The organism is Emergencia sp. 1XD21-10, from assembly GCF_009936045.1.
Classification (GTDB): Bacteria; Bacillota; Clostridia; order Peptostreptococcales; family Anaerovoracaceae; genus Senimuribacter; species Senimuribacter intestinalis.
On sequence record NZ_QWEQ01000031.1, the window covers coordinates 1 to 19,500 of the forward strand.

Below are 19,500 nucleotides of genomic sequence, written 5' to 3' on the forward strand. Positions count from 1 at the left end.
AAAGTGGCTTTCTCCTAAAGATACTTTATTTAATTTTTTGCATGACGGTGTAACATATGTTTGACAAACCTTCAAATCATCAAGTTACGAGAGAAGAAGACTCTTGAAGCCCGGCTAAATCAGCCCTATAAAAAAGCGCCTTTCAATGCGCTGAGCCACAAACACGAAACGGATTATGGAGAGTTGGTACGCTCTAAATCAGAGCAGCTGATCGCCAATGCCCTTTATGCCTATGGGATTCCGTTTCATTATGAGGAGATTTTCGTTTATCGGAAAGGCGTAGGCAGTGTGATTTATCCGGATTTCACAATTCTGCTTCCAGATGGGAATGTAATAATTTGGGAGCATTTGGGATTGCTCTCGGATTTAGGGTACTGTCAGAGGACTGCAGAAAAACTAAATATCTATCAGCAAAACGGATATACAATTGGTAAAAATCTGATTCTAACTATGGACGACAGCAATCAGAATGTCAGCAGTGTTCTTATTAATCATATTATTGAAACGCAGATTTTGCCGCACTTCGCAAAGGGCGGAATTGCGGAGAAAAGAACCGCTGCCGCAATATGAGACTGCGACAGCGTGCATTGACTAATTTTATAACTTACTGATATCCAGTTTATCGTAGCCTGCCAGCAGAGGCTTCAGCATTCTGCGGATTTCATCGGTACCACCTTCCACATCGGATTCGATATTCAGTGGCATGATTGGATCGTGCAGAGATTTGCGAAGAAGGAGCCAGCCAGTGCAAGACGGCTGGGCAAAGTCGATGCGAACCCCTTCGTAGTTTGGTGTTACCAGCGAAGCGCCTTTGATTTGACCGGAGTCTGCCAGTATTTCCAAATCTTTTAGAATTTGGTCACCGTAGGAGGCAAAGTCCTCTGCCAGAATCGGAAAACGAACTTCGATGGATTCTGCTGGCATTTTCATCTCGGAAATTAGACTGGAGATGCCGCGCCCCTCACGAAACAGCAGCGCTGCTTTGATGACAATTTTTGTGGCGAGGTAAGCGCCGTCGTCGAGAAAATAATTTTCTTTGTATGCTGCGTGACCGCTGGTTTCGATGGCGAGCTGACTGTCTACGCCGGATTCGCAGAGTTCTATGGATTTGTTAATCACATTTTTGTAGCCGCGCTTAAACCGCAGATGAGAAAGACCGAGCGTATCTTCGAGGAAAGCAGTCAGCTGCTTACTGGTAATGCTGTCTGTAACAACTGTTGTACCTGGGTATTGGTCTGCAATCAGAGCCGCAGCCATTGCAACAATGCCGTTTCGGTTGATTTCGTTGCCGTGTTCATCGACCGCAGAGGAACGGTCCACATCCGTATCAAAAATCAGCCCCAAATCGGCACCGCAGGTACGAACCTGCTGACATATCGCCGCCATGGCTTTTTTGTCCTCCGGATTCGGTGCATGGTTTGGAAAATGTCCGTCCGGTTCAAGGAACTGACTGGAAGAAACGTCCGCACCCAGTGGCGCTAGTACCTTTTCCGCGTAAAATCCGCCGGAGCCATTACCTGCGTCTACGGTAATCTTCATGCCGGAAAGCGGCGTGTCGCCGGCGGCAGCGCCGTCTGTAATCAGTTTGCGCAGATGGGCAGCATAAGTATCCAGCAGCGGAATTTCTTTTATTTCCGATGGCGCGCCGGGTCTGATTGAATTAAGTACTGAGTCGGACTCTGCAAAGGTAATAATGTCAGCGATATCGCCTTTGTTAAGTCCGCCTTCTTTGCTGAAAAACTTCATGCCGTTGCGGTTCCAGGGAAGATGGCTGGCGGTTACCATAACTGCACCGTCACACTGATACTCTTCAAAGATAGTGGACATAAACATGGCGGGCGTGGAAGCCAGTCCTGCGTCTAAAATTTTGCAGCCGTATGGCGCGAGGGCATCGCAGAATGCTTTTACTATAGCTTCGCCGGAAAGTCTCGGATCTCTGCCGATAGAAACCGTCAGCTGTGCTGCTTCTTTACCAGTGGTATGGTGCAGCCAGAATAAAAATCCTCTGGCGATTCTTCCTGCGGCTTCAGTGTCCAGGTTCACATGTTCACCTTCTACGCCTTCTAAAGCAATTCCTCTTATATCACTGCCGTTTTGCAGCTTACCGTAATCATATCTTGGCATAATGAAATCTCCTGTCGCATTTTCAGTATAGAAATATACCTTTATTATATTTTATCAATGCGAAGAAGGCAAGGCATAATACAAACCAGTAGGCTGTATATTTTGGGCAGACCTGTCCTAAAATATTGCCGGGCAGTGCAGAGTAATCCCAGACATCCCACTGCAGCCACAGGTTTACGACAACGCCCATAGAAAATTCGTAAAATGTTACGATGAGAGCGCCGACCGCTGCGGCAAAGAAAATGTTCGTATGAAGGAGAAACGGTGTCAGCAAATAAAAAGTGAAGGCGACGGCACCGCCAGTCAGTACCATGGACCAATGCGTGTAGCCACGATAAAGAATTTCCGTAAGACCATAAAAAACGCCGCCTAAAATAAATACTATCAATTCCATGGATTTAATATTTGACCCTGAGAAAAAATTATGCGCAAAACAATGAAATGGAAATTATTTTATGATACAATAAGGACAAAGGAGATGAGATTTATGGAGAAGCAGGAGAAAAAGAAAGGTAAAATTATATATAAAATTATCATCCTTGTGCTTTTGATTATTATCGGTGTCTGTATCTATAAAATCGTGGGAATTTTAAGCGAGTATCACGAGGGAACCAAAGCTTATGAACAGCTGCAGCTTCTTGCTGGCATAGAAGATATGGAGGATATAGAGAACATCAATTTCAAAGCATTGCGGAAGCAGAACAAGGATGTGAAAGCATGGCTTTATTCAGAAGGTACGGTTATCAATTATCCGGTAGTGCAGGGCGACGATAACAGCTACTATTTGTACCGCATGGTAAACGGAGAGTGGAATGGAAAAGGCTCACTGTTTATCGATTACCGCGTGGAAAAGCCTTTCAGAGACTTTAATACGATAATTTATGGACACCGCATGAAAGACGGTAGCATGTTCCACTCTTTGACAGAATATGAGAGCAAGCGATATTATGACAAGCATCCGGTGATGCAGCTGATTACACCGAAACACGAGTATGATGTTGAGATTTTCGGTGTGATTCGTATACCGGCGGACAGCCCGATGTACAAATGTCAGTTTGACAGCTACGAGGAAAAAGCCAACTATCTGGCACAGATCAAGAAGAACAGCCTGATCAATATTGATGAGGTGGAGGTAAGCGCAGAAGATCGGATTGTGATGCTCAGTACCTGCACTTATGAGTTTGAAGACGCCAGAATGGTCGTGTATGGTAAGCTGGTGGAGAAAGAGGAAGACGGAGATAAATAGAATAGAATGCAGGCAGTTTCTATGTATAAAAATCATGAAAAATATGATAAATATGCGCTTTTAAAATCGGGTGGTTTGAGATATATTATATCTATAGTGAGGAACTCGCAAGAATAAGGAGGAAATAGTATGTTTACGAGAGCAATTACAAGAAAACCCTGTAAAGCGCTGATTGACGGCATTTCCACTGCACAGTTTTGTGATGGCACACCGGATTATGAGAGAGCGATAAAGCAACATGATAAATATGTTGAAGTCCTTCGGAGTTTGGGACTGGATGTCACAGAATTGGAAGCAGACGAAAGATATCCAGATTCCTGTTTTGTGGAAGACCCTGCTGTAGTAATGGAGCGCTGTGCAGTTATCACCAACCCGGCTACGGATTCAAGAAATGGTGAGAAGCACGAGATTATCGACGCAATCAAAAAGTTTTACGACGATTCTCAGATTTTCTACATCGAAGCACCGGGAACCATGGAAGGCGGCGATGTCATGAGAGTTGGGGATCACTTCTATGTTGGTCTGTCTGACCGTACTAATAAAGAGGGCGCAAAGCAGTTTAATGATATCGTGACGAAATTCGGTTACACTTCTTCAACTGTTCCTGTAACAGAGGGGCTGCATTTGAAGGACTTTGTCATCTATCTTGAAAATAACAACATGCTGGTTACGCCTGTTATGAATGAGATGCCTGCGTTCAAGGATTTTAACCGGTTTGTCGTCGATACAGACGAGCTTTATGCAATCAACAGTATGAACATCAATGGCACAGTACTTGTACCGGAAGGCTATCCTAAGACACAGAAAATCATCGAGGATTTAGGATACCCGATTGTACTGGTGGACACCGGAGAATTTAGAAAGATTGACGGAAGTCTGACTTGCCTGTCGTTGAGATTCTAAAATTGTGAAAAAAGCTGCCTGTGGGTTTCCCCTTGGCAGCTTTTTGTATGCTATTTTACTGTTCCATCTGCGTTGAAAAGAGGAAGTTTTTCCAGGAAAATAATATCGTCTCGGTCTGCAGCCTCGCCTTCTGCAAGGACTGCCATTCTGCCTGCGATTTCGCAGCCGACCTGTTTCAGCAGGGTTTCTATAGAAAGCAGAGATTCGCCGGTACTGATGACGTCGTCGATGATAAGCACTTTTTTGCCTTTCATTTTATCAATTTCCGTCTGACCCAGGCACAGTGTCTGAATGTGGTCGGTAGTGATAGAGTCCACCTCTGTGGTGATGACATTCTGCATATAGAGTTTCGGTCCCTTTCTGGCAACGATATAATCGTTGATGCCAGCTTGTCTTGCCATTTCGTAAGCAAGGGGAATGCCTTTGGATTCGGCAGTAATGATTACGTCAAATTCCGGCGCTTTTTCCAGAAGCGCTGCGGCGCTGGCGCGAGTAATTTCTACATCACTGAACATGATGAATGCGCCGATATAAAGTTCATCGTTGATTTTGCAAAGAGGCAGCTGGCGCTTGCAGCCTGCAATGGTCATTTCGTAAAACATGATTTATTTCTCCAATTCTGCGATTTCGTCTTCGCAAGCCTGCATGGCTTCGAGGACCTCAGCCATGAGTGTTTCCAGTTCCCAGCCCAGCTGTTCAGCGCCGGTTCTGATGACATCTCTGTCACAGCCTGCAGCAAAGCGCTTGTCCTTAAATTTTTTCTTTAAAGATTTTAAATCCATATCCTTGCAGCTTTTGGAAGGGCGCAAAATAACAGCAGCGCCGATGAGTCCGGTCAGTTCGTCTGCCGCAAATAGGATTTTTTCCATCAGGTGGGTCGGTTCTACGTCAGAACATAGACCGTAGCCGTGGGAACAAACCGCATGGATAATCGCTTCGTCCACACCGGCTTCACGCAGGAGTTCCGGCGCTTTTTTGCAGTGCTCTTCCGGCCACATCTCAAAATCGATGTCGTGCAGCAATCCGCAAATTGCCCAGAATTCCGCATCCTCGTCAAATCCCTGTTTTTTCGCCATGTAGCGCATGACACATTCCAGTGTAATGCCGTGATGGATGTGAAACTCCTCCTTGTTATATTTTTTCAAAAGTTCCAAAGCTTCCTTTCGATTAATCATTGGTATCACTTCCTGTTCTGTTAAGTTTTGGTATTTCCAATTTGATACTTTCAGTATACGACAAAACGCGCAGTCTTGCAAGGCCTGCGCGTTTGCTTTGGTTGGTGATTTCTTCAGAAAACGCGAAAAGGGGCACAGTGGAACTGACCCAATTTCGCGTTTCTTATTATACTTTTGGAAGTGTGTGCTTATTATTGTTATTTTGCCTGTAAGCGCTCTTCTTTGGATGGAAGCTGTGGTATTATAACTGCAATGAAGATGACAATGCAGCCCAGCCCCTCCAGCAGTGTGAGCCGTTCGCCTAGAATCAGTGCGCCGAAGAGCACAGAGAATACAGATTCCAGACTTAGAATCAAAGAGGCCGCAGCAGGCTCTGCGTCTTTTTGACCTAAAACCTGACAAGTATAGGCAACACCTGAGGAGATGACGCCGCAGTACAGAATCGGCAGCCAACAGTCTAAAATATCTGCAAGTATTGGTGTTTCAAAGATGAACATACATATGATTCCGATTATACCGGCGGTCAGGAACTGGATGCAGGAAAGCTTGATACCGTCGCATTTTGGAGAAAAGTGATCAACTACCAGAATGTGACAAGAGAAAGCGACTGCACAAATCAGAACAAACAGTTCACCGGTATGAATGGTAAAGCCTTCTCCTTTTCCTGCCATGGTCAGCAGATAGAATCCGAATGCGCCCATGACAATGCAGCCCCAGACAATAGGTTTTACCTTTTGTCGCAGGAATAAACCCAGTACCGGTACGATGACGATGTAAAGGGATGTGATGAATCCAGCCTTTCCGGCACTAGTTTCAAAATATAGTCCGAACTGCTGCAGGGTAGAAGCGATACATAGGACGACACCGCAGGAGATACCTCCGACGATGAGGGTTTTTCTCTCAGCGGCAAGCTCCGCTTCTGTTTTAGGTGTTTCCTCTTTGTCCTTGCTCAGTGCTTTAAACACGTAAATGACGGGAATCAGCACAAGTCCGCCGATAAACATACGAATTCCGTTGTATGTGAAAGGCTCCAATGAAGCGCCCGCTTTTTGGGCAACAAAAGCGGAACCCCAGATGACTGCTGTAATCAGCAGTAAGATGTTACTGCGCATTTTTTTACTCATAAAATTAAATCCTCTTTATTAATCAGAATTATTTCGTATCTCAATTATATTAAAAAAAGGAAAACATTACAAGCGGAGAACATTTTTTTTCATACAAAAAAGCAAAGGGGTAGTTGTATTTTGTACAAATGAAGGCATGTTTTTTGAAAATACAGTGGCGCAAAAACTGACTGAAGCGACATAGAAATTACAGAAAAGAAGGCCAAACAGTTTATCTGCCGTCCTATATGCTGATGTGTTTATAGGCTTCAATGAAAAATCCGTGCTTTTCCCTCGTTTGGAATTGTGGTAAAATAGATTTATTGTGAATGAAAGAGAGATGTAGAAGAAAGGTTACAAAAGATGAGCAACGAAAAGAAATTATTTGAGCTAATTGGAAAAATAGAAACCTTGGATGAAGGGGCAATGGCAGCAGCAAAACAGCGGCAGGATTACCTGGCAAAACCGCCGGGAAGTTTAGGTAAGCTTGAGGATATCTCCATAAAAATTGCAGGGATTTCCGGAAAAGCTGTAGGAAATGATGTGTCGAAGCAGTGTGTTGTCATCATGTCTTCAGATAATGGTGTCGTTGCAGAGGGCGTCGCGTCTGCACCGCAGTCTGTTACTTTGTCCCAGACTATCAATTTTACCAGAAGATATACCGGAGTCAGCTCCATGGCAAAGTATTATGGCATTGATCTTTTAGTAACAGATGTGGGCGTTGCCATGGAAATTCCGCAGGAACTTTATACGGATGCTATGCTGACAGAAGAGGGAAAGATTCCTGTCAAAATCGTAAATAGACGAATTGCAAACGGTACGCGGAATCTGGCAAAGGAAGCCGCTATGACCAGAGAGGAGGCGGTAAGAGCTATTCTCATCGGGATTGAAGCAGCGGAGGCGGCAAAAAAAGCTGGCGTACAGCTTATGGGCGTCGGTGAAATGGGTATCGGAAATACGACTACCAGTTCTGCAGTTTTGAGCGCATTGACCGGCGCACCTGCAAAGGACGTAGTCGGCAGAGGCGGCGGACTTAACGATGAGGGACTTGCTAAGAAGCTGAAAATCGTAGACGATGCAGTCAACAGCTGGTGCATGAGCGATCCTATAGAGAAGCTGGCAAAAGTTGGAGGCTACGATATCTGTGCTATGGTAGGTGCATTTTTGGGTGCAGGTATTTACAGGATTCCGGTTGTAATTGACGGTTTTATTTCTGTTGTTGCAGCTTGTGTTGCCAAGGAACTGAATCCGAGGGTGGTGGATTATATGTTTGCTTCCCACAAATCCTACGAAATCGGTTATGTGATTGCAATGGATCGACTGGGTCTTGCGCCGATGTTTGATCTTGGCATGCGTCTTGGAGAAGGAAGCGGCTGCCCGATTGCATTTAAAATTATCGAAACTGCCATTGCGTCCATGAATATCATGAAGACCTTGGAAGAAGCGTCTATTGACGGCGATTACTTAGAAGAAATTAGAAGGGAAAATTTATTCTAATGAATGTATTTATCAGCGGCGGCTGCAAGAATGGGAAGTCCATGTATGCCCAGCGGATTGCAAAGAGAATGTCTCAGGAGGAAGGAGTTCCTTTGTATTATCTGGCAACCATGATTCCTACCGACGATGAAGATAGAGAGCGAATTACCCGACACATCGGTGACCGGGAGGGATGGGGCTTTGAGACCATTGAACAGGGAATCCAGATTGAAAAAGCTTTAGATGGAGAAGTGGACGCAGGTGGAGCCTTTCTTCTTGATAGTGTGACGGCGCTGCTTTCCAACGAGATGTTCAGGCAGGATGGAACTATTGACCTTGGTGCAGGCGAGCGGGTTTGCAAAGAACTGGTGCGCTTTGCAGAAAAGACGGGAAATACAGTGTTCGTATCAGACTATATTTACTCTGACAGCAGAGTGTTCGACCACTACACCGAAAGCTACAGAAAAGCCCTTGCGCTCATCGACAGGACCCTTGCAAAGACCTGCGATAAAGTCATCGAAGTGGCTTTTGGACATATATACGAATACTGTGAGGAAGATAAATGAAGAAATTTATAATTGGTTTTTTTATGGCATGGGGAAATTTTATTACGCTTCCCTGTCCGTATAAACGGTGGGACAGCCAGTTAAAAAACATGATGCTGGCATTTCTGCCATCCATCGGGCTGGTGATCGGTTTACTTTGGATGGGACTGTTTTGGATCATGCTGCGGATAGAATTATCTCCGCTTTTGATCAGCTTCCTTATGATGTTTTATATTTTTGCTATATGCGGGTTTATGCACATGGACGGCTTTATGGACTGTAACGATGCAATTATGTCCAGACGTCCATTAGAAGAGCGGCAGAGGATTCTAAAGGATTCCACAGTCGGTGCTTTTGCGGTGGTGACGGTAGCGTTTCTGCTTCTTGCATGGTTTGCAGCTATGTCGACGGCGATTTATAGAATTAGCTATGCAGATCTTTTGACTTTACCTGTGGTAAGCCGGGCGATTAGCGGACTTGCGGTGCTTGTGTATCAGCCTATTGGGCACAGCCAGTATGTGGAAGACTACAAAGCTCCGGGCAGATGGAAGTATCGGCTTTCCGTGCTGCTGCAAACAGGGCTTGTAATGGGGCTTTCTGTGCTTCTAGGCGCAGGATGGATTAAGATGCTGATTTGCAGCGCAGTGATTGCTGTTGTCGGCTTTATCGCATGTCTTTATGCGAGGAAACAATTAGGTGGTATGAGCGGCGATATTGCGGGGTATACCATTTGTATCGGTGAACTGGCAGGCATTTTTGCGCTGGCGGTGCTTTAAGAAAGGACGGGAAAAGAAATGATTTTTATTTTCGGTGGTGCGTATCAGGGAAAATTGGATTATGCGCTTGAGAACTACGACTTGACGGAAAAAGATGTACACCATTGCGATATGGAGTCCATGGTGCTGAACTTTGATAGAAAGGTTATTGATAATCTGGACCGTTTTGTGCTGGCATGCATTAAGGAAGATGTCAATGCGAAGGAGTGTCTGGAAGACAATATTGATAAGCTGCGGGACAAAATTATTATCTGCGATGATATTTCTCAGGGAGTGGTGCCTATGGACAAGACCGAACGGGCATGGAGAGAAGCCACCAGCAGGTGTATGACCTATTTGGGGCAGGAGGCAGACGAAGTGATTCGTATTTTCTGCGGAATCGGCAGCAAGATTAAATAATTAAGGTGAGACAATGGTATCAAAAATTTACCTGATCAGACATGGAATTACGGAAGGAAATCAGAAAAAATGGTTTTATGGTGCGGCGGACTTACCGTTGGCGGATGAAGGTATCGCGGCACTGGAGAAAGCTGCTTCTGGCGGCATATATCCGCAAATTCCGGAGGACGCAGACTGCTATACGACAGGACTTTTGCGCACGGAGCAAACCTTTGAGCTGATTTTTGGAGAGCGTAATCATGGTGTGATTCGCAATTTGCGGGAGATGGAGTTTGGAGATCACGAGTGCAAATCCTACGAGGAGCTAAAGGATAATGAGGAATTTTCTGCTTGGTGCTGGGACGAGACCGGTGAGGCGGTTTTGACTGGCGGCGAGACGAAAAATGCCTTTGCAGCCAGAATTTCTGCCGGCCTTAGGGAACTTGTCGGTTATCACCGTTTGAAAGAACTTTCTCATCGCCACGACGGCAAGGACGCAATCACAGTCGTAATCTGTCACGGCGGTGTAATTTCTGCCGTTATGCAGGAACTTTTTCCGGCAGCAAAGGGCAGCATGTGGGACTGGATGCCGGAGCCAGGATTCGGCTATGCAGTGGAATTTAAAGATGGCGAGCCGGCTTCCTTTGAGGAAATTAAATAATCCAATAAATATATAAAAATCAAAAGGTTTTTTACTACTTGTACATATATCCGGGAAAAGAGCCTAAAATATGCATAAACTCTTGAGGAAATCTGCATATTTTTGATGTTTCTTCTCCTGATATGCATTTTTTTCAATAAAAACCTCTGAAATAGCAGCCGGATTGTCGGTTCGGTGCGGCGAATGTGCATATATAACGCAAAAATCCCGAAAATATGCAGACTAATGTGCATATTTTCGGGATTTTCTTTGAAAATATGTATTTTTCCACAGGACAGAAGCAGCTATTCTTCTAGTCGCACGGATACCTCCCCCGTGGTGAGGGTTTCAATCTGACGCATTTTAGGACCTTCCATGTATTCCACTACCAGTCCGCCATTGTCGTCGATATCGATGGCTCTGGCTTTAATGGATGTTTCATTAAGATTGGCATGAATACGGATATTTTTGCCTAAGAGAAAACACTTTGTGCGGTATTCGATGAGGAAAGACTTGCTTTCTAGATTTTCCAGTATTTCTAGAGTCTGATTATAGATTTCAGCTGCCAGCTTTCCGCGGGAGAAGGCGTTCTTCTTGTCGGATACACAGCCGACGATATCTTTCAGATCTTCTGGAAAGCTGCCGGGGAAACAGTTGACACCGATCCCAATGATCAGGCTGTCAATTTTTCCTGATTCAAAATTGGTCTGCGCCTCTGTGAGGATGCCGCAGATTTTTTTGTTCTTATAAAAAAGGTCATTGACCCATTTGATTTTTACTTTGACGCCGGCTACTTTTTCCAAGGCGCGGCAGACTGCCACAGCTACGGCCATAGTAACGTAGAGGGATTTATTCAAATCAAAGGTTGGTCGCAGGGCAATGGTCATGTACAGTCCAGTTCCTGAGGGTGAAGCAAACATTCTGCCCAGACGACCCCTGCCGGCTTCCTGCTTGTTGGCAATCACCATAACGGGTTTATTTCCAACGGTGATTTCCTTCGCTACATTGTTGGTGGAATCCACGGTGTCAAAGACGCGCAGATCACAGGGGTAGCGAAGATCGCCGACGACAGAGGCATCGGTGAGAATGTTGCTCTTTGTTTTTAGACGATAGCCGACGCTGGGCTTGCTTTCTATATGATAACCTTCATCTTTAAGCTGCTTCATAGCTTTCCAGATGGCGTTTCTGGAAACCTGTAATTCTTCTCCGATTTTCTGACCGGAAAGAAAGATTCCTGTATTTTCACTGAGCAGTTTTAAAAGTTCGGTTTTTTTGGACATGTCGTATTCCTCCGTATTTTGTTTATATGCTTAGTATAGCACGAATTCCTATCAGAAAAAAGTTGGAGTTTGTGTGAAATCCTTTATTTTTTTTGATATATGTGGTAAAATACTATGTTACAAGTACCTTTTTTTAATTCAAAATATGAGGAGGAAAACAGGAAATATATGGATAGTCATATAGGGTATTCTATCGGGATTATTGTTATTTTTGTGGTTTTGTCGGCGTATTTTTCGGCAACAGAAACGGCGTTCACATCGCTTAACCGGATCAGACTGAAGAATCTGGCAGGAGATGGGGATAAACGAGCAAAACGAGTATTGGAGTTAGAAAGCAAATACGATAATTTACTTTCGACGATTTTAATCGGAAACAATATTGTAAATATAGGGATGACCGCAGTTGCGACAGCTTTATTTCTGGAATTAACGCCGCAATATGGGGCAACACTTTCAACTGTAGTTGTCACCGTCGTCGTATTGATTTTTGGTGAGATTTCTCCAAAGAGCCTGGCGAAGGAGAGTCCAGAAAGTTTTGCTATGTTTTCATCAGGTTTTATCAATGTGCTGATGGTGATTTTAACGCCAATCAACTTCGTTTTTAGCCAATGGAAGAAACTTCTTGCGAAGATTTTTAAGGTGGTAGATAACAGGGGAATTACGGAAGACGAGCTTTTGACTATTGTGGAGGAAGCTGAAACGGAAGGGAATCTGGCGGCAGAGCAAAGCGAGCTGATTCAGAATGCTATCGAATTTAATGAACTTGAAGCGTGGGATGTGCTGACACCCCGTGTAGATATTAAGGCAATCGAAATTGATTCTACGAAGAAAGATGTAGCGAAGATGTTTATGGAAACCGGCTATTCGAGATTGCCGGTTTATGAGGATGATTTGGATAAGATATTGGGAGTTCTCAATCAGAAGGATTTTCACAATTACATTTCTGGTTCTAAGAAGACAATCTCTGACTATGTAAAACCTGTAGTTTACGTAGCAGGTTCTATGAAAGCGGCAGATCTTTTAAAAAAGCTGCAGGTGAACAAAACCCATATCGCTATTATCGTCGATGAATACGGCGGGACGGCGGGGCTTGTCACGATGGAGGATATTATTGAAGAGCTGGTCGGTGATATTTACGACGAGCATGACGAAGTGGAATCTCAGGAGATTACGCAGCTGCAGGATGGAAGCTATAGAGTCCTGTGCAGTACTAACGTAGAGAAAATGTTTGATTACTTTGATGAAGAGGTAGAGCTAGATGCAACTACCGTCAACGGCTGGGTTGTACTGCAGCTTGATAAACTGCCGAAGGCGGGAGATACTTTTGAATATGAAGTAGGAAATAAATTATTTGAAGGTCGGGTTATCAAGGCTGACGAACGCAAAGCAATTGAAATTAATTTAAGAGTTACGGAAAAACCTGAAGAAGAGCAGACGAACAGAAAGGGGAATTAATACAGACTATGGGACTGATGGAAAAGATCTTTGGTGATCTAAATGAAAAAGAAATTAAGAAAATATCTAAAATAGTAGATCAGGTTGAGGCACTAGACGAGGATATGCAGAAGTTATCCGATGAGGAACTGCAGGCAATGACGCCAAAACTGAAGGAGAGGCTTGCAAATGGTGAAACACTGGATGACATTTTACCAGAGGCTTTTGCGGTCTGCCGTGAAGGGGCGGTGCGAAGCCTGGGCATGAAACATTTCCGCGTACAGCTGATAGGCGGGGTGGTTTTACATCAGGGAAGAATTTCCGAAATGAAAACTGGTGAAGGTAAGACCTTGGTGGCAACGCTGGCAGCATACCTCAATGCCTTAGAAGGCAAGGGGGTGCATGTGATTACAGTCAACGACTATCTGGCAAAGCGTGACGCAGAATGGATGGGTAAACTCTATTCCTTCCTGGGGCTCTCCGTGGGCTGTGTTATTCACGGAATCTCCGGCGAAGAGAGAAAAGCTGCTTATATGGCGGATATCACTTACGGAACCAATAACGAATTCGGCTTCGATTATTTGAGAGACAATATGGTAATTTATCAGGAAGAACTCATGCAGCGCGACCTGAACTTTGCCATCATTGACGAAGTCGACTCCATTTTAGTAGATGAAGCTAGAACGCCGCTGATTATTTCCGGCAAAGGTGCAAAATCTACGGATTTATATAAAACTGCGGACCGCTTTGTTACGACGCTGACTAAGGAAACGGACTTTACGGTAGAAGAAAAAGACCAGCAGGCAGCGCTGACGGATGAAGGCGTTGCCAAGGCGGAAGCCTTCTTTAAGGTGGATAACTATGGCGACCCTGAGAATATGGAGATCAACCATCACGTGCTGCAGGCTCTGAAGGCGCGTAATCTGATGGAGCGAGATGTAGACTATATCGTAAAAGATGGAGAAATCATCATCGTTGACGAGTTCACCGGTCGTCTTATGTTCGGAAGAAGATTCTCCAACGGTCTGCATCAGGCAATCGAAGCAAAGGAAAGAGTAGCGGTTCGCTCAGAATCTAAGACGCTGGCAACCATCACTTTGCAGAATTATTTCAGAATGTACAACAAGCTGGCAGGCATGACCGGTACGGCGAAGACTGAGGAAGAGGAATTCCGCGACATCTACAATATGGATGTCGTGGTGATTCCAACCAACCGCGAAATCGCCAGAAAAGATTTGGACGATTCCGTTTACCAGACAGAGCGGGGTAAAGTCAAAGCTATCGCAAATAGAGTTGCCCAGGTGCACGAAACTGGACAGCCAGTGTTGGTAGGTACCATTTCTATTGAAAAATCCGAGATGATCAGCGATATGCTAAAAAAGCGCGGTGTAAAACACAACGTGCTCAATGCGAAGCAGCATGATAAGGAAGCCGAAATCGTTGCAGAAGCAGGTCGCCTTGGCATGGTAACCATTGCGACTAATATGGCAGGTCGTGGTACCGATATTATCCTGGGTGGCAATCCGGAATTTGAAGCGAAACGGGAAATGAAGAAGCAGGGCTATTCTGACGAAGCGATTTCCTTCGCATCCAGCTTTATCAAATCTGATGATCCGGCGCTCAATGAAGCCAGAGAAAAATTTAATCAGCTGCATCAGCAGTTTAAGGAAGAGAGAAAAGAAGAACAGCAGAAAGTTGTGGAACTTGGCGGGCTTTGCATCATCGGTACTGAACGCCACGAATCCAGACGTATTGATAACCAGTTGCGAGGTCGTTCCGGTCGTCAGGGCGACCCTGGTCAGACTCAGTTCTTTATCTCATTGGAAGATGAACTGCTTCGCCTCTTTGGCGGCGAGAGAATGCAGAAGCTGGTTGACAGAATGGGGCTTGAAGAGGATGAAGCGATTGAAGCAGGCATGCTTTCCCGTGCCATCGAAGGTGCACAGAAAAAGGTGGAAGGCAAGAACTTCGGCATCAGAAAATATGTATTGCAGTATGACAATGTCATGAACAAGCAGAGAGAAATCATCTACGAAGAACGCCGCAAGGTGCTCTTTGGTGAAGATTTGCGAGAGTATATCATCAATATGATGAAGACGATTGTAAATGCAATCATCGATCCGATTGTAGTAGATTCCAAATTCCCTGAGGAATGGGATTTTGAGACGATGAACAAGAACCTGCGCAAGATTACCGCAAATTATCGCGGAAAGAGTTCCCATACAGCAGAAGAACTTCGCGATATGACAGAAGAGTCTTTGCGTGAGTCGGTTATCGCTGAGTTTGAAAAACTGTATGAGTTGAAGGAAGCTGAAATCGGTGCGGAGCAGATGCGAGAAGTTGAGCGCATGATTCTTCTTCGTGTCGTAGATAATCTTTGGATGGATCACATCGACGCTATGGATCAGCTGAAATCCGGTATCGGTCTGCGTGCTTTGGGGCAGCAGGATCCTGCTGCAGCTTACGCAAAAGAAGGCTTTGACATGTTTGAGCAGATGATCAGCGCAATTCAGGAAGACACGGTGAAGTACTGCTATAACGTAACTGTTGAAACAAGAACAGAAAGAAAAGCCATCATGGAAGCTGAGAAAGCAACGAAATCAGACTTTGTTGAGGACGATACCGTTCGAGCAATGCAGGGCGAAGGGCAGCTTCCAGAAGGTGCGCAGGTGCCGGAGCGGGAAAACAAGCCGGAAACCTACAGACGCGATCAGCCGAAAGTCGGCAGAAATGATCCATGCCCTTGTGGCAGCGGTAAGAAATATAAGAACTGCTGCGGGAGATCCTAGCTGATTTTCCCCCACTTCAGTGGGAATGGAAAATCGGACAGCGAAGGGAGCCAGTCGATTGTAGACTGGAGACCGGAGGAGTGAAGCGATAGCGAAACGTTGCCCAATTGTCTGAGCTGATGCCGCCAAAGACGGCGGAGGCGAAAGAGGAGTAAAGTTGTGCAAAATTGAGCGTTTTTAGGCTTGATGCAAACCCCATAGAGTTATCAGTTGTGCAGATTGGCTTTTTTATCATGCCTCTGCACAACTTTTTTGATTCTCTTTAAGATATGGGGGAAAGGTTGTGCAAATTTGAGCAGTTTTATCGCGGACACATAACCTGAATCGGAGCCGAAGTCGGATATCGAGGGTATATATAGCATTTTACTATTAGAGTTGTGTAGGAATCTTGGGTTTGCTAGAGCTTGCACAACTTACGATGATTGGGGTTGTGCATGGAAGATGTAAACATGTAAATTTGCACAACTTGTGCTGGTTATCATGTAAGGAGAGAAAAATTGAACGATAGAGAGCAAATTCGCAAAAGTGCAATTTCTGCAAGAGATTGCCTGGGCGGTGTACAGAGGCAGGAGTTGTCCGCAAAAATTTCGGAGCATATCGCAGTCTCAGCGGAGTTTCAAGAGGCTGAAATCATCATGTTATATAAGGGCGTGCGGGGTGAAGTGCGCCTTGAAAAGCTGGAGCAGATTGCAGAACATGCCGGTAAGCGGATTGTTTATCCGCTATGTACAGGTCCGGGGGAGATGATTGCGCTGGAACCAAAGAAAAAAGAGGGTGCATGGGAAAAAGGTGCCTACGGCATTATGGAGCCAGTGCGAGAGCATTCCATTGTTGTGTCGCCGGAGGATATTGATCTGGTGATTTGTCCATGTACTGCCTTTGATGAAAAGGGGAACCGCATGGGTATGGGAGCTGGCTACTATGATAGATTTCTGCCGCAGTGTGTAAATGCGGTTGTCATCGCTGCTGCTTTTGAAGTGCAGAAGGTAGAAAGACTGCCTGTAGATGAGTGGGACTATCCGATGGAACGGGTTTTCACGGAAGAGAGAACATATTAAAAAATCCGCACGGTTCATTTTTGAAGATGTGCGGATTTCTTTCGCGTCCAAGCTTACAGCTCTTTTTTGTTATCCGGTCCCGGTGTGGTTACAATCACTTTTTCGGGGGTGATAACAACTGCACCTTTTGCGGCCAGCGCACCGCCAAATTTTTCGGCGGCAACCTTTTTAAGCATGTCTACTACCGGACCTTCGCTCAGGTATTCGGCGGAACCTTTGATCTGATAGCCCTCGGAAGTAGCAGGGTTGCATACAGAAACCGCAGCCTTGCCGGTTACCTGAATATTTTTTGCAGTGGTTTCCATGAAAACATCTCCGACTATCAGCTTTTCATCGTCTGATACCATCTTAAATCCTACCGGTACAGCGTTGGGTTCGTCGGAAAAGGTGGCAATATACCACAACTGTTCATTGAGTAAATTTTTTACAGCTTCACTTAACATCGAAATATTCCTCCTAATAATGTATGTTTGACCATATTATAACAAATTCGCTACTAAAAAATAAGATATGATTATATTTATTAGTAACTATTAAAAAGAATAGTGACTTGTAAAAAAATAGTAAAATTGATATAATGCAAACTGACGGAAAAGGAGGATAAGCATGTATCAGGCAAAACTGGAGAAGGACATTCGCTGCCCTTTGGAATATGGACTGGAAGTCTTTGGTGGAAAATGGAAATCCCGTATTATTTGTGTACTAGCGGGGAAAGAACCGGTGCGTTATAGCGAAATTCGCAAAGAAATGCGCAATATAACTGACGCAGTTCTGGCGGCAAATTTGAAGGATTTAATTAAAGAGGGAATTGTACTGCGAAGATCCTACGATGAAATTCCACCGCGGGTGGAATATGGTTTGACAGAAAAGGGCAGGACTGTATTGCCGGTGCTGATCGATATTGCAAAGTGGGCAGAGCCCTATTTTGAGAATCATGCGAAGGCTGCAGAAGAAAGGACCTGCCAGCATTGCGGTGTGCAGAAGAAATTTTAGCAAAGTGCGGCGTTCGCAGCTTGATATCTTAACTTATATCCGGTTTTTTCAATAAAAGTGTATAAGAGAAGTCTCGAATCTTAACCGAAAACTATGGAATCTTCAAAAAATGTATAAGCCCAAGAGAATATTTCAGCCGTGTATAGTGTTCTGCATATATAATTCGGGGATTTCCGCGAGAAAACTTACATTTTATGTAGAATTCAATGCCTTACAGATAACATCTTGCGTGAAATGTAAGTTCTGCGAGGTGTGGGGAGATTCTTTTTATACATTTTTTGAAGAAAGTCGGGAAGTGAGTTAAGATTTTTCGGTGAGGAGATTTTGTGAATAACAGACTCGCAGTGAAAGTCATCGAAGCCATGGCGCACTGGCACAGTTTTTTTAGAAAACCGGTGTAAAACAGATGTAAAGCCGGAATTTTTATGATAAAATAATAAAATATGAATTTAACAGTAAAGGATGTGAGAAAATGATTCAATTCGATCAGATGAAATCTGACCTGCCGATTGCAAAGGCGAATCTCAAAGAGGTAGGTGAGTCCCTTTGACCTTGCGGGTCTTAGGAAGCAATTAGAAGAACTCAGCGTGCAGACGGAGGATCCGGAATTCTGGAACAATCCCGACACGGCACAGAACATTTTAAAGAAAAAGAAGAGCCTGGAAACCAGACTTGAAAAATATGAATCTCTGGAAAAAGGCTTTGACGATATGGAAGAACTGATGGAACTGGCAGAAGAAATGGAAGACGAGGAAGAAGCTGATTCCATCGTAGAAGCCTTCGGAAATCTGCAGCAGCAGCTGGAGACACTGAAACTGGACACTTTGTTATCTGGAAAATACGACCATAACAACGCTATTATTTCCGTACATGCGGGAACAGGCGGCGTAGATGCTATGGACTGGGCGCAGATGCTTTACAGAATGTACGTCCGGTGGTCGGAGAAGAAAGGATATAAAGTGACTTTGGTCGACATGCAGGATGATACCGAGGCGGGCATTAAGAGCGCAACTTTAATTGTAGAGGGTGAAAATGCTTACGGTTATTTGAAGAACGAAAAAGGTGTGCACCGTCTAGTCAGAATTTCTCCGTTTAACTCAGCAGGAAAGAGACAGACTTCTTTTGCGGCGCTGGAAGTTATGCCGGAAATCGAAGATGATATGTCTGTAGAAATTGACCCAGAGGATCTGCGCATTGACACCTACAGGAGCAGTGGGGCAGGGGGTCAGCATGTCAACAAGACCGATTCGGCGATCCGAATCACACATCTGCCGACCCACATTGTAGTAACTTGCCAGAACGAGAGAAGTCAGCACCAGAACAAGGAGATGGCGATGAAGATTCTGGCATCCAAGCTGATGGAACTGAAAGAGCAGGAGCACAAGGAAAACTTAAAGGAACTGAAAGGTGACTTTTCCCTGATTACCTGGGGTTCCCAGATTCGCTCCTACGTTTTCCAGCCATACACCATGGTAAAAGATCACCGTACCGGTGCAGAAGTCGGCAATGTAGGCGCAGTGATGGACGGAGACATCGACTACTTTATTAATGAAAAACTGAAACAGAGGGACGAAGATTAA

The 19,500-nt window shown here is 44.7% G+C and carries 20 protein-coding genes; 13 read left to right on the forward strand and 7 right to left on the reverse strand.

What is annotated here, in order from left to right:
* Positions 1–60 precede the first annotated feature (60 nt).
* On the forward strand, positions 61–570 hold the full coding sequence (locus D1151_RS14890; RefSeq protein WP_161909415.1) for a hypothetical protein: 510 nt from the start codon (positions 61–63) through the stop codon (positions 568–570).
* Between the two features lie 27 nt (positions 571–597).
* Here the strand turns inward: D1151_RS14890 and D1151_RS14895 are convergent, their stop codons facing one another.
* Entirely contained in the window at positions 598–2,124 is a 1,527-nt protein-coding gene (locus D1151_RS14895; RefSeq protein ID WP_161909416.1) for a phosphomannomutase/phosphoglucomutase, read from the reverse strand.
* Positions 2,125–2,146: 22 nt separating this feature from the next.
* Positions 2,147–2,518: a hypothetical protein gene (locus D1151_RS14900; protein ID WP_161909417.1), complete on the reverse strand. Its 372-nt coding sequence runs from the start codon at positions 2,516–2,518 to the stop codon at positions 2,147–2,149.
* Positions 2,519–2,611: 93 nt separating this feature from the next.
* Between D1151_RS14900 and srtB the strand changes: the two genes are divergently transcribed.
* Together srtB and D1151_RS14910 are read left to right on the forward strand one after the other, a co-directional pair.
* The gene (gene srtB / locus D1151_RS14905) at positions 2,612–3,370 is read left to right on the forward strand and encodes a class B sortase (protein ID WP_161909418.1); all 759 of its coding nucleotides are present in this window, start codon (positions 2,612–2,614) and stop codon (positions 3,368–3,370) included.
* Between the two features lie 129 nt (positions 3,371–3,499).
* On the forward strand, positions 3,500–4,273 hold the full coding sequence (locus D1151_RS14910) for a dimethylarginine dimethylaminohydrolase family protein (RefSeq protein ID WP_161909419.1): 774 nt from the start codon (positions 3,500–3,502) through the stop codon (positions 4,271–4,273).
* A 50-nt stretch (positions 4,274–4,323) separates the two neighbouring features.
* Here D1151_RS14910 and D1151_RS14915 read toward each other — a convergent pair whose 3' ends face one another.
* The 3 genes from D1151_RS14915 to D1151_RS14925 all read right to left on the reverse strand — a co-directional run bounded on the left by D1151_RS14915 (position 4,324) and on the right by D1151_RS14925 (position 6,572).
* Complete coding sequence (locus D1151_RS14915) at positions 4,324–4,875, reverse strand: phosphoribosyltransferase family protein (RefSeq protein ID WP_160201595.1); 552 nt, start codon at positions 4,873–4,875, stop codon at positions 4,324–4,326.
* Between the two features lie 3 nt (positions 4,876–4,878).
* The gene (locus D1151_RS14920) at positions 4,879–5,448 is read right to left on the reverse strand and encodes an HDIG domain-containing metalloprotein (protein WP_201759545.1); all 570 of its coding nucleotides are present in this window, start codon (positions 5,446–5,448) and stop codon (positions 4,879–4,881) included.
* A 197-nt stretch (positions 5,449–5,645) separates the two neighbouring features.
* Positions 5,646–6,572 (reverse strand): DMT family transporter, encoded by a 927-nt coding sequence (locus D1151_RS14925; protein ID WP_161909420.1) that lies wholly within the window; start codon positions 6,570–6,572, stop codon positions 5,646–5,648.
* Positions 6,573–6,914: 342 nt separating this feature from the next.
* Between D1151_RS14925 and cobT the strand changes: the two genes are divergently transcribed.
* Genes cobT through D1151_RS14950 form a run of 5 tightly spaced genes read left to right on the forward strand, consistent with a single transcriptional unit; the run spans position 6,915 to position 10,387 of the window.
* A complete protein-coding gene (gene cobT, locus D1151_RS14930) occupies positions 6,915–8,048 on the forward strand; it encodes a nicotinate-nucleotide--dimethylbenzimidazole phosphoribosyltransferase (RefSeq protein WP_161909421.1) in 1,134 nt (377 codons plus the stop codon).
* Complete coding sequence (locus D1151_RS14935) at positions 8,048–8,593, forward strand: bifunctional adenosylcobinamide kinase/adenosylcobinamide-phosphate guanylyltransferase (RefSeq protein ID WP_161909422.1); 546 nt, start codon at positions 8,048–8,050, stop codon at positions 8,591–8,593. The genes cobT and D1151_RS14935 overlap by 1 nt, the downstream gene beginning before the upstream one ends.
* Positions 8,590–9,348: an adenosylcobinamide-GDP ribazoletransferase gene (locus tag D1151_RS14940; protein WP_161909423.1), complete on the forward strand. Its 759-nt coding sequence runs from the start codon at positions 8,590–8,592 to the stop codon at positions 9,346–9,348. The genes D1151_RS14935 and D1151_RS14940 overlap by 4 nt, the downstream gene beginning before the upstream one ends.
* Before the next feature lie 18 nt (positions 9,349–9,366).
* Complete coding sequence (locus D1151_RS14945; protein WP_161909424.1) at positions 9,367–9,747, forward strand: bifunctional adenosylcobinamide kinase/adenosylcobinamide-phosphate guanylyltransferase; 381 nt, start codon at positions 9,367–9,369, stop codon at positions 9,745–9,747.
* Between the two features lie 13 nt (positions 9,748–9,760).
* Entirely contained in the window at positions 9,761–10,387 is a 627-nt protein-coding gene (locus tag D1151_RS14950) for a histidine phosphatase family protein (protein ID WP_160201602.1), read from the forward strand.
* Positions 10,388–10,671: 284 nt separating this feature from the next.
* Here D1151_RS14950 and D1151_RS14955 read toward each other — a convergent pair whose 3' ends face one another.
* Positions 10,672–11,646 carry a biotin--[acetyl-CoA-carboxylase] ligase gene (locus D1151_RS14955; protein ID WP_161909425.1) on the reverse strand — a complete coding sequence of 325 codons (975 nt, stop codon included), beginning with the start codon at positions 11,644–11,646 and terminating at the stop codon, positions 10,672–10,674.
* Positions 11,647–11,814: 168 nt separating this feature from the next.
* Between D1151_RS14955 and D1151_RS14960 the strand changes: the two genes are divergently transcribed.
* From D1151_RS14960 to D1151_RS14970, 3 genes are all read left to right on the forward strand, one after another.
* Entirely contained in the window at positions 11,815–13,101 is a 1,287-nt protein-coding gene (locus tag D1151_RS14960; RefSeq protein ID WP_160201604.1) for an HlyC/CorC family transporter, read from the forward strand.
* Between the two features lie 8 nt (positions 13,102–13,109).
* Entirely contained in the window at positions 13,110–15,869 is a 2,760-nt protein-coding gene (gene secA / locus D1151_RS14965; RefSeq protein ID WP_161909426.1) for a preprotein translocase subunit SecA, read from the forward strand.
* Positions 15,870–16,366: 497 nt separating this feature from the next.
* Positions 16,367–16,927 carry a 5-formyltetrahydrofolate cyclo-ligase gene (locus D1151_RS14970; RefSeq protein ID WP_161909427.1) on the forward strand — a complete coding sequence of 187 codons (561 nt, stop codon included), beginning with the start codon at positions 16,367–16,369 and terminating at the stop codon, positions 16,925–16,927.
* A 53-nt stretch (positions 16,928–16,980) separates the two neighbouring features.
* Here D1151_RS14970 and D1151_RS14975 read toward each other — a convergent pair whose 3' ends face one another.
* A complete protein-coding gene (locus tag D1151_RS14975) occupies positions 16,981–17,370 on the reverse strand; it encodes a pyridoxamine 5'-phosphate oxidase family protein (protein ID WP_161909428.1) in 390 nt (129 codons plus the stop codon).
* Between the two features lie 163 nt (positions 17,371–17,533).
* Here D1151_RS14975 and D1151_RS14980 point away from each other — a divergent pair, with 163 nt between their 5' ends.
* Complete coding sequence (locus D1151_RS14980) at positions 17,534–17,920, forward strand: helix-turn-helix domain-containing protein (RefSeq protein ID WP_160201608.1); 387 nt, start codon at positions 17,534–17,536, stop codon at positions 17,918–17,920.
* Positions 17,921–18,392: 472 nt separating this feature from the next.
* Positions 18,393–19,500 (forward strand): peptide chain release factor 2 gene (gene prfB, locus D1151_RS14985; RefSeq protein WP_161909429.1). Its coding sequence is split into 2 segments (ribosomal slippage): positions 18,393–18,458 and positions 18,460–19,500, totalling 1,107 coding nucleotides; the frame shifts between segments, so codons are not numbered across the junction.

What these genes read in the sequence shown, in the direction of transcription:
- D1151_RS14895 (WP_161909416.1), bottom strand. Translation starts at nt 2,124, where the DNA reads ATGCCAAGATATGATTACGGTAAGCTGCAAAACGGCAGTGATATAAGA.
- D1151_RS14900 (WP_161909417.1), bottom strand. Translation starts at nt 2,518, where the DNA reads ATGGAATTGATAGTATTTATTTTAGGCGGCGTTTTTTATGGTCTTACG.
- srtB (WP_161909418.1), top strand. Translation starts at nt 2,612, where the DNA reads ATGGAGAAGCAGGAGAAAAAGAAAGGTAAAATTATATATAAAATTATC.
- D1151_RS14910 (WP_161909419.1), top strand. Translation starts at nt 3,500, where the DNA reads ATGTTTACGAGAGCAATTACAAGAAAACCCTGTAAAGCGCTGATTGAC.
- D1151_RS14915 (WP_160201595.1), bottom strand. Translation starts at nt 4,875, where the DNA reads ATGTTTTACGAAATGACCATTGCAGGCTGCAAGCGCCAGCTGCCTCTT.
- D1151_RS14920 (WP_201759545.1), bottom strand. Translation starts at nt 5,448, where the DNA reads ATGATTAATCGAAAGGAAGCTTTGGAACTTTTGAAAAAATATAACAAG.
- D1151_RS14925 (WP_161909420.1), bottom strand. Translation starts at nt 6,572, where the DNA reads ATGAGTAAAAAAATGCGCAGTAACATCTTACTGCTGATTACAGCAGTC.
- cobT (WP_161909421.1), top strand. Translation starts at nt 6,915, where the DNA reads ATGAGCAACGAAAAGAAATTATTTGAGCTAATTGGAAAAATAGAAACC.
- D1151_RS14935 (WP_161909422.1), top strand. Translation starts at nt 8,048, where the DNA reads ATGAATGTATTTATCAGCGGCGGCTGCAAGAATGGGAAGTCCATGTAT.
- D1151_RS14940 (WP_161909423.1), top strand. Translation starts at nt 8,590, where the DNA reads ATGAAGAAATTTATAATTGGTTTTTTTATGGCATGGGGAAATTTTATT.
- D1151_RS14945 (WP_161909424.1), top strand. Translation starts at nt 9,367, where the DNA reads ATGATTTTTATTTTCGGTGGTGCGTATCAGGGAAAATTGGATTATGCG.
- D1151_RS14950 (WP_160201602.1), top strand. Translation starts at nt 9,761, where the DNA reads ATGGTATCAAAAATTTACCTGATCAGACATGGAATTACGGAAGGAAAT.
- D1151_RS14955 (WP_161909425.1), bottom strand. Translation starts at nt 11,646, where the DNA reads ATGTCCAAAAAAACCGAACTTTTAAAACTGCTCAGTGAAAATACAGGA.
- D1151_RS14960 (WP_160201604.1), top strand. Translation starts at nt 11,815, where the DNA reads ATGGATAGTCATATAGGGTATTCTATCGGGATTATTGTTATTTTTGTG.
- secA (WP_161909426.1), top strand. Translation starts at nt 13,110, where the DNA reads ATGGGACTGATGGAAAAGATCTTTGGTGATCTAAATGAAAAAGAAATT.
- D1151_RS14975 (WP_161909428.1), bottom strand. Translation starts at nt 17,370, where the DNA reads ATGTTAAGTGAAGCTGTAAAAAATTTACTCAATGAACAGTTGTGGTAT.
- D1151_RS14980 (WP_160201608.1), top strand. Translation starts at nt 17,534, where the DNA reads ATGTATCAGGCAAAACTGGAGAAGGACATTCGCTGCCCTTTGGAATAT.